Source organism: Streptomyces glaucescens (assembly GCF_000761215.1).
Taxonomy (GTDB): domain Bacteria; phylum Actinomycetota; class Actinomycetes; order Streptomycetales; family Streptomycetaceae; genus Streptomyces; species Streptomyces glaucescens_B.
Map to the genome: position 1 here is coordinate 6,324,768 of NZ_CP009438.1, position 22,621 is coordinate 6,347,388.

Annotated in this window: 19 protein-coding genes and 1 tRNA gene; 16 read left to right on the top strand and 4 right to left on the bottom strand. The window is 73.7% G+C overall.

What is annotated here, in order from left to right; translation table 11 throughout:
• Positions 1-87: 87 nt before the first annotated feature.
• The 9 genes from SGLAU_RS27325 to SGLAU_RS27365 all read left to right on the top strand — a co-directional run bounded on the left by SGLAU_RS27325 (position 88) and on the right by SGLAU_RS27365 (position 8,247).
• Entirely contained in the window at positions 88-1,008 is a 921-nt protein-coding gene (locus tag SGLAU_RS27325) for an SCO3242 family prenyltransferase (RefSeq protein WP_043507112.1), read from the top strand.
• Entirely contained in the window at positions 1,005-1,898 is an 894-nt protein-coding gene (locus SGLAU_RS27330; protein ID WP_043505182.1) for a sugar phosphate isomerase/epimerase family protein, read from the top strand. Before SGLAU_RS27325 ends, SGLAU_RS27330 begins: the two co-directional genes overlap by 4 nt.
• Complete coding sequence (locus tag SGLAU_RS27335; protein WP_043505184.1) at positions 1,895-2,599, top strand: EboA domain-containing protein; 705 nt, start codon at positions 1,895-1,897, stop codon at positions 2,597-2,599. Before SGLAU_RS27330 ends, SGLAU_RS27335 begins: the two co-directional genes overlap by 4 nt.
• Positions 2,599-3,447: a TatD family hydrolase gene (locus SGLAU_RS27340; RefSeq protein ID WP_043505185.1), complete on the top strand. Its 849-nt coding sequence runs from the start codon at positions 2,599-2,601 to the stop codon at positions 3,445-3,447. The genes SGLAU_RS27335 and SGLAU_RS27340 overlap by 1 nt, the downstream gene beginning before the upstream one ends.
• A 3-nt stretch (positions 3,448-3,450) precedes the next feature.
• A complete protein-coding gene (gene eboE / locus SGLAU_RS27345) occupies positions 3,451-4,620 on the top strand; it encodes a metabolite traffic protein EboE (protein WP_043505187.1) in 1,170 nt (389 codons plus the stop codon).
• Positions 4,617-6,026: a nucleotide pyrophosphatase/phosphodiesterase family protein gene (locus tag SGLAU_RS27350; RefSeq protein ID WP_043505188.1), complete on the top strand. Its 1,410-nt coding sequence runs from the start codon at positions 4,617-4,619 to the stop codon at positions 6,024-6,026. The genes eboE and SGLAU_RS27350 overlap by 4 nt, the downstream gene beginning before the upstream one ends.
• 46 nt (positions 6,027-6,072) lie before the next feature.
• Positions 6,073-7,131 carry a sugar phosphate isomerase/epimerase family protein gene (locus SGLAU_RS27355; RefSeq protein ID WP_043505189.1) on the top strand — a complete coding sequence of 353 codons (1,059 nt, stop codon included), beginning with the start codon at positions 6,073-6,075 and terminating at the stop codon, positions 7,129-7,131.
• A 306-nt stretch (positions 7,132-7,437) separates the two neighbouring features.
• Positions 7,438-7,522, top strand: a tRNA-Leu gene (locus tag SGLAU_RS27360).
• A 191-nt stretch (positions 7,523-7,713) separates the two neighbouring features.
• Positions 7,714-8,247 carry a hypothetical protein gene (locus SGLAU_RS27365; protein ID WP_159072808.1) on the top strand — a complete coding sequence of 178 codons (534 nt, stop codon included), beginning with the start codon at positions 7,714-7,716 and terminating at the stop codon, positions 8,245-8,247.
• A 10-nt stretch (positions 8,248-8,257) separates the two neighbouring features.
• Here the strand turns inward: SGLAU_RS27365 and SGLAU_RS36405 are convergent, their stop codons facing one another.
• Positions 8,258-9,730 carry a serine/threonine-protein kinase gene (locus tag SGLAU_RS36405; protein WP_078957920.1) on the bottom strand — a complete coding sequence of 491 codons (1,473 nt, stop codon included), beginning with the start codon at positions 9,728-9,730 and terminating at the stop codon, positions 8,258-8,260.
• Positions 9,727-11,778 (bottom strand): WD40 repeat domain-containing serine/threonine protein kinase, encoded by a 2,052-nt coding sequence (locus SGLAU_RS32995; protein WP_052413911.1) that lies wholly within the window; start codon positions 11,776-11,778, stop codon positions 9,727-9,729. The genes SGLAU_RS36405 and SGLAU_RS32995 overlap by 4 nt, the downstream gene beginning before the upstream one ends.
• 382 nt (positions 11,779-12,160) lie before the next feature.
• Between SGLAU_RS32995 and SGLAU_RS27380 the strand changes: the two genes are divergently transcribed.
• The 6 genes from SGLAU_RS27380 (at position 12,161) to SGLAU_RS27405 (ending at position 17,522) form a co-directional block, all read left to right on the top strand.
• Positions 12,161-13,285, top strand: a complete 1,125-nt coding sequence (locus SGLAU_RS27380; protein WP_052413912.1) for an amidinotransferase — start codon at positions 12,161-12,163, stop codon at positions 13,283-13,285.
• Between the two features lie 288 nt (positions 13,286-13,573).
• Entirely contained in the window at positions 13,574-13,762 is a 189-nt protein-coding gene (locus SGLAU_RS27385; protein ID WP_043507118.1) for a hypothetical protein, read from the top strand.
• A 22-nt stretch (positions 13,763-13,784) separates the two neighbouring features.
• A complete protein-coding gene (locus SGLAU_RS27390; protein WP_043505192.1) occupies positions 13,785-14,495 on the top strand; it encodes a hypothetical protein in 711 nt (236 codons plus the stop codon).
• Positions 14,492-15,487, top strand: a complete 996-nt coding sequence (locus SGLAU_RS27395) for a DUF6895 family protein (RefSeq protein ID WP_043505193.1) — start codon at positions 14,492-14,494, stop codon at positions 15,485-15,487. The genes SGLAU_RS27390 and SGLAU_RS27395 overlap by 4 nt, the downstream gene beginning before the upstream one ends.
• Positions 15,484-16,404, top strand: coding sequence for a DUF6895 family protein (locus tag SGLAU_RS27400; protein ID WP_043505195.1), 921 nt, complete (start codon positions 15,484-15,486; stop codon positions 16,402-16,404). Before SGLAU_RS27395 ends, SGLAU_RS27400 begins: the two co-directional genes overlap by 4 nt.
• Positions 16,401-17,522: a serine hydrolase domain-containing protein gene (locus tag SGLAU_RS27405; protein ID WP_043505196.1), complete on the top strand. Its 1,122-nt coding sequence runs from the start codon at positions 16,401-16,403 to the stop codon at positions 17,520-17,522. The genes SGLAU_RS27400 and SGLAU_RS27405 overlap by 4 nt, the downstream gene beginning before the upstream one ends.
• A gap of 15 nt (positions 17,523-17,537) precedes the next feature.
• Here the strand turns inward: SGLAU_RS27405 and SGLAU_RS27410 are convergent, their stop codons facing one another.
• Complete coding sequence (locus tag SGLAU_RS27410) at positions 17,538-18,911, bottom strand: trypsin-like serine protease (RefSeq protein WP_043505197.1); 1,374 nt, start codon at positions 18,909-18,911, stop codon at positions 17,538-17,540.
• A gap of 250 nt (positions 18,912-19,161) precedes the next feature.
• Entirely contained in the window at positions 19,162-20,826 is a 1,665-nt protein-coding gene (locus SGLAU_RS27415; RefSeq protein WP_043505199.1) for an alkaline phosphatase D family protein, read from the bottom strand.
• 195 nt (positions 20,827-21,021) lie between these two features.
• Here SGLAU_RS27415 and SGLAU_RS27420 point away from each other — a divergent pair, with 195 nt between their 5' ends.
• Complete coding sequence (locus tag SGLAU_RS27420) at positions 21,022-22,608, top strand: ABC transporter substrate-binding protein (RefSeq protein ID WP_043505200.1); 1,587 nt, start codon at positions 21,022-21,024, stop codon at positions 22,606-22,608.
• Positions 22,609-22,621 lie beyond the last annotated feature (13 nt).

Genomic DNA, 22,621 nt, shown 5'->3' on the forward strand with positions numbered 1-22,621 from the left:
GAGGCCGGCATGGACACCGGGTCACGTACGGACACGGAGCCCCGCACGGACACCGGGTCCCGCACGGCCACGGAGGCGAGCACGGACATGGCACCGGCCCCCGGCCGCCCCCGTGACGCCTCCGGCGCGTCCCGCGCCCACCCGCTCCGGGCCTGGGCGGAGCTGCTCCGCCTCCCCGCCCTCCTCACCGTCCCCGGCGACGCGCTGGCCGGGGCGGCGGCGGGCGGGGCGCGGCCCGGTCCCCGCACCCTGCTCGCCATCGGCTCCTCCCTCTGCCTGTACGAGGCGGGCATGGCCCTGAACGACTGGGCGGACCGCGACGAGGACGCCCGGGACCGCCCGCACCGGCCCCTGCCGTCCGGCCGGATCCGCCCGGCGGCGGCTCTCACCGCGGCCTGCGCCCTGACCGGCGCCGGACTCGCCCTCGCCGCCCGTGCCGGCCGCCCCGCGCTGGCCGTCGCCGCGCCGCTCGCGGCCACCGTCTGGGCGTACGACCTCGCCCTGAAGCACACCCCGGCGGGTCCTGTCGCCATGGCCGCCGCCCGGGGCCTCGATCTGCTCCTGGGAGCCGCGGCCACCGGCGGGCGCACCCGTGCCGCCCTCCCGTCGGCCGCGCTCCTCGGCAGCCACACCCTCGCCGTGACGGCGGTGTCCCGCCGCGAGACGCAGGGCGGTTCGGCGCTGGGCCCGCTCGCCGCGCTCGCCGGCGCCGCCGCGCTGACCCGGCTGCTGACCCGCCGGTCCGTCACGGCCCGCACCGGTCCGCACGCCGCGCTGCGCACCGCCCTCGGGGCCGGCTACGCCGCGACGGTCGCCCGCCCCTACCTGCACGCCGTCCTCAACCCCTCGCCCGCGCTCACCCAGCGCGCCGTCGGCGGCGGCATCCGCGCCACCATCCCGCTCCAGGCCGCCCTGTCCGCCCGATCCGGGGCGCCGGTCACCGCTCTCGCCGTCGCCGCGCTCGCCCCGCTCGGCCGCACCTTCGGGAGGAAGGTGAGCATCACATGAACCCGAGCGCCGAAGCTCCCCGCCCCCGCTCGCCCCTCCGCTTCGGGTACGGCACCAACGGCCTCGCCGACCTCCGCCTCGACGACGCCCTGGCCCTGCTCGCCGACCTCGGCTACGACGGCGTCGGACTGACGCTGGACCACATGCACCTCGACCCGCTCGCCCCCGGCCTCGCCGCCCGCACCCGCCGGGTCGCGGACCGCCTCCGGGCCCTGGGTCTGTCGGTGACCGTCGAGACCGGCGCCCGCTATGTCCTGGACCCGCGCCGCAAGCACGGTCCCTCCCTGCTGGACCCGGACCCGGAGGACCGGGCCCGCCGCGTCGACCTGCTGCTGCGCGCGGTCCGGGTCGCCGCCGGCCTCGGCGCGCACGCCGTGCACTGCTTCAGCGGCATCCCCGCCGCCGGGACGGACCCGGACACGGCGTGGAAGCGCCTGGCCGACGGGCTCGCCCCCGTCCTGGACGCCGCCGGCGACGCCGGCGTCCCGCTCGCCGTCGAGCCCGAACCGGGGCACCTCCTGGCCACCCTCGCCGACTTCCACCACCTGCGCAGCCTCCTCGGCGACCCCGAACCGCTCGGTCTCACCCTCGACATCGGCCACTGCCAGTGCCTGGAACCGCTGCCGCCCGCCGACTGCGTCCGCGCCGCCGCCCCCTGGCTGCGCCATGTGCAGATCGAGGACATGCGGCGCGGAGTCCACGAGCACCTGCCGTTCGGCGACGGCGAGATCGACTTCCCGCCGGTCCTCGCGGCCCTGGCCGCCACCGGCTACCAGGGGCTCACCGTCGTCGAACTGCCCCGCCACTCGCACGCGGGCCCGCACTTCGCCGAGCTGTCCCTGCCCTTCCTCCGTCACGCGGCGCCCACCCCACGAGGGAGCACCTCATGACCCACGCACAGCCCGGCCCCGGGACCTCCCCGGCCGCGGCCCTCCTCGCCCGGGGCCCGCTGGACGACCTCCACGCCCACCTCGACGCCGAACTGCCCGGAGCCGCCCGGGCCTGGCTCGACCAGGCCCTCGCCGAGGCCGCCGCGCACCCCGGCGCGCACGGCCCGGTCGCGGTGTGGGAGCTGCGGTTCGCCGAGGCCGGCCGCCGCTGCGGCACCGCGTACGCGGACGCCGCCCGGGTGCTGATCCTGCGGGCCGCCCGCGCCGACCCCGCCGCGCTCGGCCGCGTCTACTCCCAGGGCACCGCCGCCGAACGCCGAGCCGTCCTGCACGCCCTGCCCCACCTGGTGCCGGGCCCGGACGCGCTGCCACTCGTCGAGGACGCCCTGCGCACCAACGACACCCGGCTGCTGGCCGCCGCCGTCGGCCCGTACGCCGCCCGGCACCTCGACCCGCACGGCTGGCGCCACGCCGTACTGAAGTGCCTGTTCACCGGCGTGCCGGTCGAGGCGGTGGCGGGCCTTGGGGAGCGCGCCCGCGGCGACGCGCAACTGGCCCGCATGCTCGCCGACCACGCCGCCGAACGATCCGCCGCCGGCCGCCCCGTCCCCGAGGACCTGCGCCGCGTACTGGCCCTGACCGACCGCGCGCCCTCGTCCACGCCGCACTCACCGGACGCCCCCCACGGCAAGGAGTCCTGATGCGCATCTTCGACCCCCACATCCACATGACCTCCCGCACCACCGACGACTACGAGGCCATGTACGCGGCCGGTGTCCGCGCCGTCGTCGAACCGTCCTTCTGGCTCGGCCAGCCCCGCACCTCCCCCGCCACCTTCGTCGACTACTTCGACTCCCTCCTCGGCTGGGAGCCCTTCCGCGCCGCCCAGTACGGCATCGCCCACCACTGCACGATCGCGCTCAACCCGAAGGAGGCCAACGACCCGCGCTGCCGGCCGGTCCTCGACGAGCTGCCCCGCTACCTCGTCAAGGACCAGGTCGTCGCCGTCGGCGAGATCGGCTACGACTCCATGACCCCCGCCGAGGACAGCGCGTTCGCCGCCCAGCTCCAGCTCGCCGCCGACCACGGACTCCCCGCACTGGTGCACACCCCGCACCGCGACAAGCTCGCCGGTCTGCGCCGCACCCTGGACGTGGTCCGCGAGTCCGCCCTGCCACCGGAACGGGTGCTGGTGGACCACCTCAACGAGACCACCGTGAAGGAGGCCAAGGACAGCGGCTGCTGGCTCGGCTTCTCCGTCTACCCCGACACCAAGATGGACGAGGAGCGGATGGTCGCCCTGCTGCGCGCCCACGGGCCCGAGCGGGTCCTGGTGAACTCCGCCGCCGACTGGGGCAGGAGCGACCCGCTGAAGACCCGCAAGGTCGGCGACCTGATGCTCGCCCAAGGGTTCTCCGAGGACGACGTCGACCGGGTGCTGTGGCGCAATCCCGTCGACTTCTACGGGCTCAGCGGCCGGCTCACCCTGGACGTCGCCGCGACCGACGCCACCCACGAGGGCAACTCCGTCCTGCGCGGCGGGGAGTGAGCGATGCGCTTCCGGCACCCCGACGGCTCCGTCGTCCACCTCGCCTACTGCACCAACGTGCACCCGGCGGAGACCTTCGACGGAGTCCTCGCCCAGCTCCGCGACCACTGCGAACCGGTCCGCCGCCGTCTCGGCCGCGACCGTCTCGGGATCGGTCTGTGGCTCGCCCGGGACGCGGCCCGCGCCCTGGTCGGCGACCCGTCCGCGCTGCGCGCCCTGCGCACCGAACTGGACCGGCGCGGCCTCGAGGTGGTCACCCTCAACGGCTTTCCCTACGAGGGGTTCGGCGCCGAGGAGGTCAAGTACCGGGTCTACCGCCCGGACTGGGCCGACCCGGAACGCCTCGACCACACCACCGCCCTGGCCCGGGTGCTCGCCGGACTGCTGCCCGACGACGTCACCGAGGGCAGCATCTCCACCCTGCCGCTCGCCTGGCGCACCGCCGCCGGCGAGGAGCGCACCGCGGCCGCCCGCACCGCCCTGGCCGCCCTCGGCGAACGCCTCGACGCCCTCGCCGAGCTGACCGGCCGCTCCCTGCGCATCGGCCTCGAACCGGAGCCCGGCTGCGTCGTCGAGACCACCGGCGACGCCCTCGCCCCGCTGGCCGCGATCGGCCACCCCCGCATCGGCATCTGCGTCGACACCTGCCACCTCGCCACCTCCTTCGAGGACCCGGACACCGCCCTGGACGCCCTCGCCCGATCCGGTGTCCCCGTCGTCAAGTCCCAGCTCTCCGCCGCCCTGCACGCCGAGCACCCCCATCTCCCCGAGGTCCGCGACGCGCTCGCCGCCTTCGACGAACCCCGTTTCCTGCACCAGACCCGCGTCGCCACCGCCGCCGGCCTGCGCGGCACCGACGACCTCGGCGAAGCCCTGGACGGCCGGGTCCTGCCCGACGGCGCACCCTGGCGGTCCCACTTCCACGTCCCGCTGCACGCGGCCCCCGCCGCGCCCCTCACCTCCACCCTGCCCGTCCTGACCGCCGCGCTCGCCCGGCTCGTCGGCGGCCCGCGCCCGCTCACCCACCACCTGGAGGTCGAGACCTACACCTGGCAGGCGCTCCCGCCCGAGCTGCGGCCGCACACCCGCGCCCAGCTCGCCGACGGCATCGCCGCCGAGCTGGCCCTCGCCCGCGACCTGCTCACCGACCTCGGCCTGAAGGAGCTGCCGTGACCGCCCACGCCCCGGCGCGTCCCACCCCGCTCCTCGTCCTCGACGTCGTCGGCCTCACCCCCCGCCTCCTCGATCACATGCCGCACCTGAAGGCGCTCGCCCGGTCCGGGTCCCGGGCGCCGCTCGGCACCGTGCTGCCCGCCGTCACCTGCGCCGCCCAGTCCACCTTCCTCACCGGCACCATGCCGTCCGAGCACGGCATCGTCGGCAACGGCTGGTACTTCCGCGAACTCGGCGACGTGCTGCTGTGGCGCCAGCACAACGGTCTGGTCGCCGGCGACAAGCTCTGGGACGCGGCCCGCCGGGTCCACCCCGGCTACACCGTGGCCAACATCTGCTGGTGGTACGCCATGGGCGCCGACACCGACTACACCGTCACCCCCCGTCCGATCTACTACGCCGACGGCCGCAAGGAACCCGACTGCTACACCCGCCCCGCCGACCTGCACGACGAACTCACCCGCAAACTCGGCACCTTCCCCCTCTTCCGCTTCTGGGGACCCGGTGCCGACCTGGTCTCCAGCCGCTGGATCATCGACGCCACCCGGCACATCCAGCGCACCCGCCGCCCGGACCTCACCCTGTGCTACCTCCCGCACCTCGACTACGACCTGCAGCGCTTCGGCCCCGACGACCCGCGCTCCCACCGCGCGGCCGCCGACCTGGACGCGGCGCTCGCCCCGCTGCTCGACGACGCCCGGGCCGAGGGCCGCACCGTCGTCGCGCTCTCCGAGTACGGCATCACCCGCGTGTCCCGGCCGGTCGACATCAACCGGGCGCTGCGCCGCGCCGGACTGCTGGAGGTGCACACCCAGGACGGCATGGAGTACCTCGACCCGATGGCGTCGCGCGCCTTCGCGGTCGCCGACCACCAGATCGCCCACGTCTACGTCCGCCGCCCCGAGGACCTGGCCGAGGCCCGCGCGGCCCTCGACGGCCTGCCCGGCATCGACCTGCTCCTCGACGACGAGGGCAAGAAGGCCCACCACCTCGACCACCCGCGCTCCGGCGAACTCGTCGCCGTCGCGGAACCGGACGCCTGGTTCACGTACTACTACTGGCTCGACGACGCCCGCGCGCCCGACTTCGCACGGCTCGTCGAGATCCACCGCAAGCCCGGCTACGACCCGGTCGAACTCTTCATGGACCCCCTCGACCCCTACGTCAAGCTGAAGGCGGCGGCGGCCCTGGCCCGCAAGAAGCTGGGCCTGCGCTACCGCATGGCGGTCGTGCCCCTGGACCCCTCACCTGTCCGCGGCAGCCACGGCCGCCTCCCGGCGAGTGACGACGACGGTCCGCTCCTCATCTGCTCCACCCCCCGCGCCGTCGGCGACCGCGTCGCGGCCACCGACGTCAAAGCACTCCTGCTGCACCTGGCCGGTCTCTCCCGGCCTGCCCCCCAGTGAAGCACCCGCCACCGACAACGGCCCCCGACCCCGAGGAGTCCCCGGCATGAGCCGCTTCTCCCAGCCCGACCCCGAACTCACCCACCGCATCGGCAGACGCGGCATGCTGGGCGTCGCCGCGGGCGCCACCGCCGCCGCCCTGCTCGGCGCGGCGACCGCCCCCGCGACCGCGGCCGCGCAGGGCCCCGCGGCCACCCCCGGCACGGCCGGCGCGCCCGGCCGGGGCCGCCCCGTCCTGCCGCCCGGCCGGCTCGGCATCCAGCTCTACAGCCTGCGCGACAAGGTCTCCACACTCGGCTTCGGCCCCGTCTTCGCCGAACTGGAGCGCTACGGCTACGACGAGGTGGAGTTCGCCGGATACACCCAGGGCTCCGCGGGCCCCATCACCCTCGCCCAGCTCAGGCGGCTGGCCAGGAACCACGGCCTGAACCCGATCGGCAGCCACGTCGGCTACCACTCCGACGACCCGAACGCCTACACCTTCGCCACCAACCTCACCAAGGTCCTCGACGACGCCCAGGCCCTGGGCCTGAAGCACGTGGGCACCGCATCCAGCCCGTTCCGCTACGGCTCGACCGTCGACGCCTGGAAACGGGCCGCCGAGGACTTCAACACCTACGGCGCGGCGGCCAGGGCGCGCGGCATGAAGTTCTACCAGCACAACCACTCCGAGGAGTTCTCCTTCGCCACCGACGAGCCGCACGTCCGCCTCTACGACGTGCTGCTCGCCGAGACCGACCCCGACCTCGTGTACCTGGAGATGGACATCTACTGGGCGTACGTCGGCCAGTTCCGCTTCTCCCGGCGCCCCGACGGCACCCCGGCGCCCTTCGACCCCCTCGCCTACGTGCTGCGGCAGCCGCACCGCTACCCGCTGTTCCACGTGAAGGACGGGGCGAGCGACCCCTCGGCCGAGCACGGCTACCGCATGGTCGACGTCGGTGACGGCGACATCGACTACCGGCGGTTCCTGTCCGCGGTCACCCGGCTGCGCGGCGAGCGGTTCGCCCACCACTGGCAGGCCGAGCACGACAACCCCGCCGAGTCGTTCGCCTTCGCCCGCAAGTCCAGCGCGCACCTGCACTCGCTCCGGGAGAAGTGCTGACCCTGCGTGCGAGGAAGGACCCCCTCCCGGAGCTCCGGCTCCGGGAGGACCGCCCCCTGCAGCCCCCGGCACCGGCGGCCGGAGGAGGGACACGCTCCGTCTCGCCCCCCTCACCCTCGGCACCCGGCCGTCGACGGGCCGCTCGGACACCGGTGAGTGACACCTCCCTCACCTGTGGTGACACGCCGCGCACGGCTGCCCCCGCCCCGCCAGGGGGCGGATATGCAGGTGAGGGGCACTCCGAAACCTTGGTATTGTTGTCCCTGTCGCCGCGGGGAACACCCCCGGCAAGGCGGCAGACACCTGGTCCGGGTGGCGGAATGGCAGACGCGCTAGCTTGAGGTGCTAGTGCCCTTTATCGGGCGTGGGGGTTCAAGTCCCCCCTCGGACACTGCGCACATATGGGCGAGGGCCCCGACTCTGCAGTCGGGGCCCTCGTCATCTTTGTGCTGCTGTGCCCCGCGGGATCGCCTGTCCGGTGATCTGCCTCCACTCCTTCGGCGTCGCAGGCACCGGTCTTCAGGTAGTACGGTCACTGTCCGGCAATGCGACGGGCACCGGCTGTGAGGGAACGGGGTGGGCGTGGACACGGCGCTGCTCGGGGTGATCTGTGGGCTGGCCGGCACGGTGCTGGGATCCGCCGTCACCTACTTCGGCCCGCTCCAGCTGGAACGGCGGCGGGAGCGAAGGGACCGCGAGGCGCGGACGTACGACAAGGTCAACGCGGACATAGGACGGTACGCGGCCGCCCGGGCAGCGGCCGACCAATGGCTGGATCTCCTGCGCCGGGGATGTCAGGCCGCGCTGGAGAACCGTCTGGACGTCGACCAGTTCGACGCGGACGTCGTGCGCTGCTCCGACGAACTGCGGCTGCGCCTCGCGGAACTGACCTACCTGGGCATCAACGAGACCGGGACGAACCCGGCGTTCATCATGTTCCGGCGGACGGCTGCGGAGATCAGGCGCCTGGCGGCCGAGGGCGACGGGACGCGTGGAGCGGACGGCGACGGGGACAGGGGCAGCACCGCACTCCGCTACGTGGAGGCCTGCGCGCAGGAGCGCACCGAATGGGCCAGGCACCTACTGGACAAGCTCAGCCAGCGCACTGTCATGTGAAGGCCCACGGTCACGTGGGGATCTTCGGGAAGACCGACCTAGCGAAGTCCGCCACGGTGTCGCATCCCATGCCGCCGATGACGTTGGGCGGCTCGTCGGCGAACACCACGACCCGTCCGAACGAGGTGGGCCAGCTCACCTCGCAGGCGGTCTCGAACTCGGAGGCGTTGGCGAATGCCTGAGCACCGGGGAGGCCCTTCAGGTCGCTCGGGTAGCGGTGGCGGTTCTCCTGGACCAGCTGCAGGGACGCGGGGCCGTAGGCGAGGGTGAGGTACGCCTCGTAGCCGTCCTCGGGCGAACCGAACTCGGAGGTGGCCCACTTGCAGGTGGTGACCCGTCGGGTACCGCTGTCGTAGCCGCCGGGGCTGCCGGTGTCGGTCAGCCGATGTCTCCTCGCGATCTCGTTGTCCAGCACGTCGCAGGGATTCATGGAGCGTTTCGCTCCGGCCGGGGCGCCTGCGCCCCCTTCGGTGTCACCAGGCGGCCAGACTGCCGCCGTCCACACTCCGGCGCCGGCGAGCAGCACGCCCAGGGCGGCCGACGCGATGACGCGCCGTCGGCCCCAGCCTCGTACGGAGGTCTCCTCGGGCGGCAGGAGCGCGCTCTGGGCCTGCCAGTGCCGCACCATGGCGCTCACCTCCGCGGGCAGCCAGGGTCCGTCCGCAGCGGATGCCGTGAACGTGACAAGAGCCTCCTCGACGGTGGGCCGCGCATCCGGGTCGTGGGCGAGGCAGCGGGTCAGGAAGGGCAGCAGCTCTTCGGGTACGCCGCTCAGATCGGGCTCGTCGTGGACGGTGCGGTACTGGAGGGCGAGCGCGTTTCCCTCACCGTAAGGGCTGCGGCCCGTCGCCGCGTACACCAGCACGCAGCCCAGCGCGAAGACGTCGGAGGGGAAGCCGGTGTCGAGCCCCTTGCACTGCTCGGGGGACATGTAGCCGGGCGTGCCCAGTCCCGAGCTGGTGGTCGCGGCCCGGTCCAGGGCACGGGAGATACCGAAGTCGATCACCCGTGGTCCGTCGCCCGCGAGGATCACGTTGCCGGGCTTGAGGTCACGATGGACCACCTCGCTGGCGTGGATCGCGGCGAGACCCTCGGCCAGTCCGGACCCGAGCACCCGCAGCGCGCTCGGCGGGAGCGGGCCGTGTGCCTGCACCGCCTGCTGCAGGGAGGGACCGGGGATGTACGCGGTGACCAGCCAGGGCTGGTCGTCGTCGAGTTCGGCGTCCACCACCTGCGCGGTGTAGAAGCCGCCTACCCGGCGGGCGGCCGCCACCTCGTCGGCGAAGCGCGCGCGGAACTCCGCGTCGCCGGCCAGCTCCGGCGCGACCACCTTCACCGCGACCGGCCGGCCGCCCGGCGAGCGGGCCAGGAACACCTGGCCCATGCCGCCCCGGCCGAGCCGGGCCACCAACCGGTAGGGCCCGACCCGCCGCGGGTCCCCGGCGCTGAGCGGGGAGCAGGGGAGGGAGGGCTGATCACTCATTCCACGGTCCACAGCTGCACAGCGGTGAGCATCTTGGTCGTGGTCACCACCCCGGCGAGTGTTCGTCCATCGGGGTGGAAGGCCAGGTCGGAGGTGCCGCTGCGGCCGGAGGGCACGGTGATCTTCCGCTGCCGGGTCCGCAGGTCGTACAGCGTGACCCTGCCCCCGTACCCCTCGCCGCCACCGCCCAGGGCCACGGTGCTGCCGTCCGGGCTGACCGCGAGGGTCTGGTTCTGGTCGCCGGCCGTCCCGATCCGGGCGATCAGCCTCCGCCCGGGTACGTCCCACAGCGCCAGCCCGCCGAAGGACCCGGCGAGGGTACGGCCATCGGGGGTGAAGGCGACCGAGGTCACTCCGAAGGCATCCGTGTCCTTCAGCGGCAGCTCCCCTGCCTGAGCCCAGCCGTCCGTGCGGAAGAGCGTCACTCCGCCCTGCAGTTCCGTGCCCCAGCCCGCGGCGAGCAGCGTGCCGTCCGGGCTGAAGGCGAGGCAGCGGGCGGCACTCGTACTGTTGCCGCGGCCCTTCCCGATCACCAGGTCGGCCACTTTTCTCCCGCTCCCCACCTCCCACACCTGCACCTTGCCGATGGCGTCGCGCGCACTGCGGGCGCTGGCCGCCAGCCGCCCGTCGCGGCTGAGGGCCACCGCCTCCATGCCTAGCATCACTTTGTCCTCGGTGGGCAACTCGAGCCGGGCGACCCTCTTCGGCTCGCTGCCGCCGGTGTCCCAGACGGTGATGCCACCGAGGTCGAGGGCGTAGTTGTCCAGGGTGAACTTGCGGTGGTAGCCGAGGGCGAGCAGCCCGCCCGGGCTGTAGGCGACGCCGGTGGTGAAGAGGACGTTGTCGTCGGTCAGGTCGGTGAGCTTGCGGCGGGAGTCCGCGTCCCAGAGCATGACCCGGTCCGTCAGGGCGACGGCGAGCTGCTTGCCGTCAGGGCTGTAGGAGAGGTGGCCGCCGTTGTCACTCCGTCCCAGGTCGAGGGTGTGCACCGGTTTCAGCACGGCGTCACCGGCGACTCCTTCGCCACCGGACCGTCCGCCGGACGCGGACTTGTCGTCGGGGTCGTCCGAGCCGTCGAGCATCAGGGCGGTCGCCGCGCCCGCGGCGGCGAGAGCGCCGGCACCGCCCATGGCGAGCAGCAGGGTCCGCCGCCTGAGCCACCGAGGCCGGTCCGGGGCCGCGGCTGCCCGGGCGGCGAGCGCCTCCGGCAGCCAGTGTTCTCTCTGCGGTGCGGCCCGGGTGAGTTGGTGGAGCATCCGCTCCGGGCTGATCCGCTGCTGCGGCGCCTTCGCGAGTGCGGTGGCGAGCAGCCCCCGCAGCGGCTCCGGTACGCCGTCCAGGTCCGGTGCGTCCTCGACGATCGACCGCAGCGCCTCCGCGCCCGGCCCGTTCCGGAACGGTGTGCGCCCGGTCGAGGCGAGGGCCAGCAGTACGGCCAGCGAGAAGACGTCCGACTCGGGTCCGACGTGCTGCCCGCGGGCCTGCTCGGGGGCGAGGAACCGGCCGTCGGCGGCGCTCACCGTGCGGGAGGGGTCGGCGGCGTCGAGCGCTCGGGTGGCGGCGAACGGGGTGAGCCGTGGGCCCTTCGCGGCGAGTAGCACCTTGTGCGGCTGGAGCGTGGCGTGGACCAGTCCCGTCTCGTGCAGCGTGGCCAGCGCTTCGGCCAGCCCGGCGCCCAGCACCCGCACGGTGGCGGGTGGCAGCGGGCCGTACTCCCGCACCGCCTCGGCGAGGGAGACGCCGGGGACGTGAGGGGAGGCCAGCCAAGGCGGGTCGGCGGCGAGGTCGGCTGCCACCGTCTCCAGCAACCCCGGGCCGGTGGCCTGCCTGTGCGCGGCCGTTTCCTCGGTGAGACGCCGTCGGAAACCCTCGTCCGAGGCGAGCTGCGGGGAGATGATCTTCACGGCGGCGGCGCGGCCACTGCGAGACCACCCCAGGTACACCCGTCCGGTCGCGCCCTGCCCGAGGCGCGCCTGCAGCCGGTACGGCCCGGCCTCCTGCGGATCGCTCGCCTCCAACGGCTGTTGCCGCCGCATGTCCGACGTCATGTCCGATCCCCGTTCAGTGCCATCGGTAAAGGGGGCGCCCGTGGTGCAGGGAGTGTCCCGGCTCACCGTAGCGGGGTGGGGTACGGGCCGGCTCCCGATGATGTCGAGATGTTCTGGAAGGTTGCTCTTCCGCGCGATCCTGAGCGATTGCGGTCACCCGCGCATGCCCGGTCGGACGATCTCCCGGCGAGGCCGGAGCTGCGGCTACCGCAGAGTGCCGCATGACGGAGCGTGACGGGTTCCCAGGGCTCGGGGGAGTACGTTCCGATCCGTCTTCTGCCGGCCGACGGCCCGCGGGGCGGCGCGGATACCGGCGGTGGCGCGCACGTTGAGTAACGTGGTGAACACAGCCAGACGATTCGGTGATCGAAAGCGGGTGGGCATGACGCTCGTGCGGACCCTCGCGACGGACGACCCCGCGGAACCCCTGGTCTCTCCGGTCAGCTCGTACAACGAATGGGACCCGCTGGAGGAGGTCATCGTCGGGCGGCTGGAGGGGGCACGGATCCCCGCCGGCCACCCGGTGGTGAGCTGCAACCTGCCGCCGTGGGCCGCGCGCGTGCAGGGGCTCGCCGCCGGCCGGCGGTACCCGCGCCTGCTGGTCGAGCGGGCGCAGTGCGAACTCGACGGCTTCGTCGCCCTGCTGGAGTCGCTCGGCGTCACCGTCAGGCGGCCCGACGCGGTCGACCACGGGCGGCGCTTCGGTACCCCCGACTGGTCCTCGCGCGGGTTCTGCAACACCTGCCCGCGGGACAGCTTGCTGGTGATCGGCGACGAGATCATCGAGACCCCGATGGCGTGGCCGTGCCGGTACTTCGAGACCCACTCCTACCGCGCGGTCCTCAAGGACTACTTCCGGCGGGGCGCCCGCTGGACGGCGGCTCCCCGGCCCCAGCTCACCGATGACCTCTTCGAGGGGGGCTTCCGGGTCCCGGGCCCGGACGAGCCGATGCGCTACATCCTCACCGAGTTCGAGCCGGTCTTCGACGCGGCCGACTTCGTGCGCGCCGGGCGGGATCTCTTCGTCACCCGCAGCAATGTGACGAACCGGATGGGCATCGAATGGCTGCGCCGCCACCTGGGACCCGGGTACCGGATCCACGAGATCGAGAGCCGCTGCCGCACACCCATGCACATCGACACCACGTTCGTGCCGCTCGCGCCCGGCAAGGTCCTGGTCAATCCGGAGTACGTCGACGTCGACCGGCTGCCCGGCGTCCTGGACTCGTGGGACGTGCTGATCGCACCCGAGCCCACTCCTATCAGGGACCCGCTGCTCAAGCTCACCTCGATGTGCGGCAAGTGGCTGAGCATGAACGTGCTGGTGATCGACGGGCGGCGGGTGATCGCGGAGCGGCACCACACGGAGATGCTGCGCGCGCTGGAGCGTTGGGGCTTCGAACCCGTCCCGTGCGACCTGCTGCACTACGCCCCGTTCGGCGGTTCCTTCCACTGCGCGACGCTCGACGTCCGGCGCCGGGGGACGCTCGAGTCGTACGTCGACTGACGCATCGTGATGTCGTTGCCGGCCGGGGGCGTTTCGGCAACGCCGCGGCCCGCGTCGTGAGTTCGCCGCCGCGGGCGTCGTACACGCGTGCCGGGAGCCGGTGCGGTTTGGGTGAACGGTCAAGTTTTCAAGGGGTGCAGGGCGGTCGCCCGGCCCGGGACCCGGCATGGGCGACGAGTGAGAAGTTGAAGACTTGAATCATCTTTTTTGGGGCGATTACGCATATTTTGTCCGATTTCGGTCAATCAGTGTGTGCAGGCAAACCAAGCCTCAAGGGAGATGATGCTGATGCGTTCCCAGGACAAGACCTTCGAAGAAGTCATCGAGATCCAGGCCGCCGACATCGAGGCCGCTCTCGACCCGGCCGAGCCGGACGGCGTCTACCGGGACAGCCGTGAGTGCGCCGCCCTGGCGCTGCTGGCCGGCGGAGGAAAGCTTCTCCTGTCCCCGCCGACCCCTCGCCCCAAGAGGGGCTGAGCGCAGACAGGGGTACAGCTGAATGGAGCAGTCAGGCACTACGGCCCTCCTGCAGGGCGCGGTGCAGGATCTCGCATCCGGTGTGGTCTCCGCCCTCCGTGGCGGAGACCACGTCACCGTGTCCGCGGCCATCGGCGAGGACACCCCCACGGCGAACCTCGTCCTGCCGGCCGTCCGCGTGCTCGGCGCGGACCTGCTGCTGCCGCGGGTCCTCTTCCGCAGCCAGCCGGACCTGGCGGAACTCGCCGTGTTCCGCAAAGCCGTCGACGCCTTCCCGGCCCGCGCCGACGCCGCCCCCGCCGTGCGGTGGAGCCACTGGGCCATGCGTCGTACCCTGCGCCGCTTCGAGGCCGCCCCGGACGGCGCACCCGGGCAGGACACCGCGGCGGACCTCGGCACCGACTGGCTGGAGGGAGCCGGCTGGCAGTACCTGACCCAGCAACTGGCGGTCCTGGCCGCACTCGCCGTCCCCGGCGAGGACGGCCCCGTCACCGAGGTGGCACGGAGCCGCCCGGTCGACGTGGCGCGGGGATTCGTCCGCGCGGTGCGCCGCCGGGACTGGCAGCAGGCCGCCGGCGCCGGACGCTGGCTCACCCTGCTCGACGGGGTGCCGGCCGAGCTGGGCCTGGAGACCGGCCTGGACTTCGTGGAGCTGATGGGCGGCGGCGATCCGCGGGTCGCCCTCCAGATCCAGGCCGCCCGGGTGATGCGCGCGGCCGGAGCCGTCGTATGACCGCCGTGGACGTACGGGAGATCCGCGAGACGGGGTCCGCCGCGCTCGCGTGGCTGTCCGCGCGCCGCGGCGACTTCGCCCTCGGCGACGACGCCCTCACCGCCGAGGGCCAGGTGAACTCCACCTGGAAACCACTCGGCGAACTCGCGCAGGTGTGCTCCTCCGTACGGCTGCGCACCCCGCCGTCGGACCCGCTGCACGACCGCGCCGGCGAACTGCTGGACTTCGCCTGGCGGCAGACCGGCCACGGGGAGATGTTCCTGAGCCTGCAGCGGCTGGAGCCGTTCGCCACCTACCCGCTGGAGGTGTACTCCGTCTTCGCCGCGGCCGGACTGCGCCACCCCGGATACGAGGCCGCCGCCGCCACGGTGGCCCGCGGCCGCGGCTGGCGGCTCACCGAGCAGGAGCCCACCCGCCGGCTCGGCGTGCTGCGCGCCGAGCGGCGCAGCGGCATCCAGCGGCCGGAGGACCCCGCGCAGGTACTGCGCGCCACCTGGCTGGGCGGCCTGGCCGAACCCTGGGCCTTCGAGCGCTCCGCGGGCTACTCGCTCACCCACGTGGTGTTCCACCTCACCGACTGGGGCCGCGACCCCGACGGCGTGCCGCCGGACCTGGCCGGCTACCTGGCCGACTGGCTGCCCCCCTGGCTCGACACCTGCCTGGACGCCGGTCTGTGGGACCTGGGCTGCGAGCTGCTGGTCGTCGCGGCCAGCCTCCCCGAACCGCCCGACCCCGCGCTGCTGCGCGACTCCTGGACCCGGATCGCGGCGGCCCGCTACGACTCGGGCGCGCTGCCCGAGGAGGAGCCCGAGCGCGGCGCGGACGGCACCAGGGGCCCGGAGCCCGACTTCCTGCACTGCTACCACTCCACCCTGATGGCCGTCTTCGCGGCGGCCGTGACCCTGGCGCGCCTCACCGGAGACGGCGGGCCCGACGGTCACCGGTCCGGCACCCCCCTCCGCCGGCGGGGCGGACAAGGAGCGGCCCGATGACTTCCACCCGTCTCATCCACACCGTCGGCGTGCGCGCCATGGAATGGCTCTGGGCGCACCGCGACCAGTTCCGCCTGGAACTCGACGTCGACCCCGAGGTCGGGTTCCTGGAGCGGTTCAAGCCGGTCGGCGAGCTGGCCCTGATCTGCAAGGTGCTGCTGCGCGAGGGGGTCGCCGGGTCGCGGCAGGCCGAGCTGGCGCGCCGGCTGATCGACCACACCTGGCGCGACACCCTCGACGGCGGGCACATGCTGGTGCGCGGGCAGCGCGTCGAGCCGATGTCGCCCATCCCGTTCGAGGTGTACCTCGCCTACAAGGAACTCGGCTACAGCCAGCCCGAGCTGGAGCGCGCCACCGTCCTCAACCAGCGGCTGGAGAGCTGGACGTCCTGCGAGGTCACCCCGACCCGCCGCCTCGGCTTGTCCGCGTTCCAGCGCCGCTTCGGGCTCGTGCCGCGCCCGCCCGAGGCCGACCTGGTCGACACCACCTGGCTGGCCCGCACCCCGGAACCCTGGACGGTCACCGCGCGCATCGCCTACGACGTCACCCACACGGTGTTCCACCTCACCGACTGGGGCGAGCGCGTCGAGAAACTGCCGCCCCGGCTCGCCGGCTACCTCGCCACCTGGCTGCCGGTCTGGCTCGACGACTGGCTGGACCTGGCACGCTGGGACCTGCTGGGTGAGCTCCTGGTGGTCGACGCCTGCCTGCCCCGCCCCACCTTCGACGAGCGGGCCTGGGAGGGCTTCGCCGCCGCCCAGCAGCCCGACGGCGCCATGCCCGCCGTACGGTCCATGCCGGAGGGCGATCCGGACGAGGTGTTCGACGTCGTCTACCACCCGACGCTGGTCGCCGCCTTCGCCTCCGTCATGGCGACGTCCCGCGTCCTCACCGAACTGGCGCACACCCCTTCATGAGCGACCGCACCACGCCCTGGCCGGGCGACCCCGCCGGGCCGGACCCCGCCCCGCCCGCGCGGCCGGCCGCCGGCCCGGCACCCGCCGCCGCGCCGTCCGACGCGCGACTGCGCCGGCGGCTGGCGGCGGCGGTCGACGCCGTCGACGCCCCCGACGCCGTCTTCGCCGTCTCCCGCGGGGGGCGCCGCGTCGTGCACTGCGGCGGCACCGCCCCACCCCCGCCCGTGCCCCGGGACGAGCTGCGCTACGAGATGGGGTCGGCCTCCAAGACGTTCACCGGACTGCTGCTCGCCCGGCTGATCCGGCGCGGTGTGCTGACCGGGGGCGAGCCGGCCGCCGCCTGCCTGGACCCGGGCCGCCCCGCCGGCACCGACCCGGTGACCCTCGCCCACCTCGTCACCCACACCTCGGGACTGCCCGCCCTCCCGCGCGACTTCTACGTCCGCGGCCTGCCCGCCTGGCGCACCAACCCCTACGCCCGCTACCCGGCCGACCGGGTGACCGCCGCGTTCCTGCGCTGCCGGCCGCGGCACCGGCCCGGCACCCGCTGGAACTACTCCAACTTCGGGGTCGCCGTGCTCGGGCACGCCGTCGTGGCGGCGACCGGCACCGCCTGGGAGGACCTGCTCGCCGCACACCTGCTGCGCCCGCTGGGCCTGCCCGGCACCGGCCTGCGGCCCGAGGACCCGAAGACCGAGGCCACCGGGCACACCGCGGACGGCCGTACACCCGTGCCCCCGTTCGACGCCGGCGGCTTCGAGGCGGCCGGCGCGGTCCGCGCCACCCCGCACGACCTGCTGACTTTCCTCGAAGCCCATCTGGACCCGGGCGCGACTCATTCGGGAGGCCCCGAGGACCTGGCCGCCGCGTTGCGGGCCGTGCGCACACCGGTGCTCCGCCGCGGGCTGGGACACCGGCACGTGCACACCGTGGCCTGGTTCCGGCACCCGGTCGAGGGCGGCCCCCTGTACTTCCACAGCGGGGCCACCCTCGGTCAGCAGGCGTTCCTCGGCTTCCGGCCCGACACCGGCACCGCCCTGGCCGCGGTGTGCACCCGGCGCTTCCGGCACCGCGACCCGTTCGTCACCACGGCCTACGGACTCCTCGCGGAGCCGTAGGCCGCCGCCCCGCCGCTACACCCGCTGCCACAGCGCCGGGGTCGCCTCCGGCGACCACACGCCCTGCGCCTGGTGCGGCTGGAGGCACCGGTAGCGCACCCCGGCGCGCGTCACCGTGGCACCCGTGTCGTAGACCCGGCCCGTGGCCCAGGTGTCCGCCGTCGTGGTGCCCTGCGGGGCGGGCGCGGCCTGCCCGGACGCCGCCGTCGTCAGGGTGAGCCCGAAGTCGCTCAGGATCGGGTTCACCGGCTGGTAGAAGGTGGTCCCGCCGCTGGTGCAGTCACCGCTGCCGCCCGAGGTGACCCCCTGTGCCTGGACGCCCGCGACATACGGGCCCCCGGAGTCGCCGGGCTCCGCGCACACCGTGGTCTGGGTCAGGCCGTCGACCCTGCCCTCGGCGTAGCTGACGCTGGTGTCGTGCTGCTGGATGGTCCCGCAGTGCCAGCCGGTGGTCGAGCCGGACCGGCACACCGACGCGCCGACGAGTGCCTCGACCGACCCGCCGACCCGCACCGTGGTGCCGCCCGCCGCCCTGACGTCGGCGGTCGCGGTCCAGTCGGCGTTGACGGCCACGTACGCCATGTCCTTGCCGGGGAAGGTTGAGGCCTGGAAGGTGCCCTGGGCGGCCTGGTTGTACCCGGTCGTCCTGGCGCCCGGCCTGCCGCAGTGGCCGGCCGTGACGAAGCCCTGCTGCTGCCCCTGGGTGACGGAGAAGCCTACGGAGCAGCGGGCGAGGCCGTCGATGTAGAAGGGGTCGCCGCCGGTGAGGTTCGCGAACAGCCGCGGCCGGTTCGTCGTCACGCGGATGCCGACCTGATCGGGCCTCAGTCCGGCTGCCTTGACGAAGGCGTCCGCGGCCGACCGGTCCGTGGCCTCCAGCACGACCCGGTTGCCCGGTACGTCGACGTACCACAGCGGGGTGTCGCGGGTGTCGGCGAGGATGGCCGTCCTGTCCAGTTGCGCCTTCACCGCGCGCAGCCGGGGCAGGGTGTTCCTGACGACCACGGCCTTCGCGCCCTCGGCCTCGATGGCCGGCACGCCGTCGGCGCTGGTGGTCGCGACGGTCAGTTCCGCGGAGACCGTGCCGCGCAGCCAGGCACCGGCGAAGCGCTCGCCCAGGGCGTTGCGGAGCCGGCCCGCGCGTGTGCCGGCCTCCGCCTCGTTGACCAGCCGGTCCTGGGCCTGGCTCCGGGTCAGCCCCAGGTCGCGCTGGAGCGCGCTGAGTACTTCCGGCGCCGGCTCGTCGGCGCCGAGGGTCTGCGCCGCGGACGAGGCGGACCCGGCGGGCTTCGGCTCGCCCGCCGCGGCCGACGGGAGCCCGGCGAGGACCAGCGCGCCGAGCACGGTGACTGCGGCCCGGTGCCGGATGACGGTGTGTCTGTGGGCCATGCGGCCTGTCTCCTTCGCTCAGGGGGAAGCTGCCGTGAGCTTTGAGCCTTGCCGCAATCGGCCCCCCGCTATGTCGCCGGCGGCGGGCTTACGCCGCTTTCGGTGACGCGGTGGGGCGCCATGTGCAGTACTCGGCGCCTGGGGCGCCGCGCCCGGCGCACCGGGCCGGGGTGCCGGGCCCGACGCGCCGGGCCCGGGGTGCCGTGCGCCGGGCGCGGGCCGCGGGGGCACGGCGCGGGTCTCGGCGCTTTCACGCCGGTTTCAGGCCGGGAGCACCCGCCTCGGTGACGAAGGACGCCGCCGTCGTGACGGGCGCGCCGGGGGTGGTCACGGCGGAGACGGTCCGGAAGTCCGACCGGGCCGCCTCCCGGTCCAGCTCCATCCGGAGGTAGCCGCGTCTGCCGTTGTAGAACTTCATGTGCGGGTTGGCCCGCAGGTGCGCCTCCCAGTTGACCGGCTTGTCCGCGCCGTCCTTGCCGCTGGTGATGGAGGTGCAAGCGAGTTCGGTGCCGAGGTTCGCGGACGCCGGGTCGTCGAAGTCGTCCTTGATGTCGAGGGCGTAGCCCACGTGGACGTCGCCGGTGAGGACGATCCAGTTGGTGAGGCCGGCCGCCTTCGCGCCGGCGACGACCCGGTCGCGTGAGGCGCGGTAGCCGTCCCAGGCGTCCATCGACACCTTCGGCGGATCGGTGACGTCGAAGTTGCGCTGGCAGAAGAGCACCTGCTGCGGCATCAGGTTCCACACCGCGTTCGAGGCCTGCCAGCCCTCGATCAGCCAGCGTTCCTGCGCGTCGCCGGTGAGGGTGCGGGCCGGGTCGTCCGACTCGGGGCCCGGGACGTGGGGGCGGTCGCCGTAGGCCTGGTCGGAGCGGTACTGCCGGGTGTCGAGCACGTCGAACTGGGAGAGGTCGCCCCAGTGCAGCCGGCGGTACAGCCGGGCGTCCGGCCCCTGGGGGAGCTGGGCGGCGCGCAGCGGCTGGTTCTCCCAGTAGGCGCGGTAGGCGGCGGCCCGGCGCACCAGGAACTCCTCCGGCGGCACGTCGTTCTCCGGGATCGCGCCCGCGTAGTTGTTCTCGGTCTCGTGGTCGTCCCAGGCGACGACGAAGGGGTGCGTGGCGTGCGCCGCCTGGAGGTCCGCGTCGCTCCGGTACAGGGCGTACCGCATCCGGTAGTCCGTGAGGGTCATCGTCTCCCGGTCGAAGGCGTCGGGCAGCGTGCCCGCGGCGTACCCGCGTTCGCCGCCGGCCGAGTTCACCGGGTACTCGTACAGGTAGTCCCCGAGGTGGAAGACCAGGTCGACGTCCTCCTGGGCCAGGTGCCGGTAGGCGGTGTAGTAGCCGTCGTGGTAGGCCTGGCAGGCGACGGCCGCGAGCCGCAGGGACGAGACGCTGCTGCCGTCGGCGGGCGCGGTACGGGTGCGGCCCTCGGGACTGACCCAGGTGCCGACGCTGAACCGGTAGTAGTACGTGGTGTCGGGGCTGAGACCCTGGACGTCGACGTGCACGCTGTGCGCGTACTCCGGGTGGGCCAGGGCGACGCCGCTGCTCACCACGACGACGAACAACTCGTCGAGGGCCACCTCCCAGTTCACGTCCACCTGCTCCTGGCCCAGTCCGCCGTCCGGTTCGTACGGCGCGGGGGCGAGCCGTGTCCACAGGACCACCGCGTCGGGCAGCGGATCGCCGGAGGCGACGCCCAGCGTGAACGGGTTCTCGGTGATCCGGCGGGCATCGAGCCGGGGCGCGGCCATCGCGCCGCGGGCGGGCAGGCCGGTGCCGAAGGCGAGCGCGGTGGCCGCCGCGGCGATGGTGAAGAAGCGGCGGCGGGCCAGGTGCGGGGCCGCGGCGCGCCACACGGCGTCGACGCGGGCGGAAGGCAGCTCGGGCAGGCCCGTGCCACGGCCGGTGGGCGCCATCTGATGTCCTCTCAGTCACACGGAATACGCATGCTAAGCAGACAAAATACGCATTCGGCGTGCGCCTTGCGGGGACGTCACACGGGGGACGTACAGGGTGATCCGGCCACCCCGACTGGTGTTCGGCCACCTCGGTGACCTTTAATTGCCAGTGCTATGCAACAACGAGAATCTGGCAACAAGGGTGGGAGAGAGATGACGGCCCGTCGCATACGAGGTGCCGCCGTCACGGCGGCGATAGCCGTCTCGGTCGCCGCCTGCTCGGCACCCGGCGGCACGGCCGGCGACGGCGAGGCGGCCGAGTCCGTGGTCATCGGCGTCGCCTCCGAGCCGGACACGCTCAGCCCGCTGCTCGGCTACGGCAAGGACGGCAACTCCAAGATCTTCGACGGGCTGCTGGCCCGCGACGCCGGCCTGAGGCTGAAGCCGGCCCTGGCCGCGGCGCTGCCGAAGGTCACCGACGGAGGCCGCACCTACACGTTCACCCTGCGCGAGGGCGTGAAGTTCAGCGACGGCGAGCCGCTCACCGCCGCCGACGTCGTCTACACCTACCGGACCGTCCTCGACGGCAGGACCAACAACACCGCCAAGAGCGAACTCGACGCCGTCAGAAGCGTCCGCGCGGACGGCGACGACACCGTCGTCTTCACCCTCAAGTACCCGTACGCGCCCTTCGCCGCCCGCACCGTGCTGCCCGTCGTCCCCGAGCACATCGCCGCGAAGCAGGACCCCAACACCGGCTCCCTCAACACCGAACCGGTCGGCACCGGACCGTACGTCCTCACGCAGTGGCGCAAGGGCGAGAAGCTCACCTTCAAGGCCAACCCGCACTACTGGGGTCCCGAACCCGAGGTGAAGACCTTCACCATGGCGGTCATCGCCGACGACGACGTCCGCGCCACCCGGCTGCGCTCCGGCGACCTCGACGGCGCCGTCCTGCCGCCCAACCTCGCCGCCACCTTCGAGGGCAACGACGGCAAGCGCACCTACGAGGCGAAGTCCTACGACTTCCGCGCCGTCACCCTCCCCACCGGCCACCCGGTCACCGGCGACCGCGCCATCCGGCAGGCACTCGACGCCGCGGTGGACCGCCAGGCCATGGTCGACAAGATCCTCGACGGCGCCGGCCGCCCCGCCTACGGGCCGCTGCCCATGGACGACCCCTACTTCGCCGACGGCATCCAGCGCGCCCACGACCTCGCCAAGGCCCGCCGGATCCTCGACCGGGCCGGCTGGAAGCCCGGCGCCGACGGCATCCGCGTCCACGACGGCCGCCGCGCCGCGTTCACCCTGCTCTACCCCTCCGGCGACAAGGTCCGCCAGGACCACGCCCTCGCCTACGCCTCCGACGCCAAGAAGGCCGGCATCGACGTGACCGTGGAGAGCGCCACCTGGGAGGTCATCGAGCCGCGCATGGGCAAGGACGCCGTCCTCGCCGGCTTCGGCAGCGTCGGCGACCCCGACTTCGGCCTCTACACCCTGCTGCACTCCTCCCTCGCCGGCGACGGCTTCAACAACATGGCCCGCTACCGCGACCCGGCCGTCGACAAGGCCCTCGACACCGGCCGCCGCACCCAGGCCCCGGACGAGCGCGAGGCCGCCTACGGCACGCTCCAGCGCGCCCTCGTCGACAACCCCGGCTACACCTTCCTCACCCACATCGACCACCTCTACGTGCTCGCCGACCGCTGGGACGGCCTCACCACCCAGCTCGAACCGCACGAGCACGGCTTCGCCAGCGGCCCCTGGTGGAACATCGAGGACTGGCAGCCCAAGCGATGACCAGCGCTCCCTG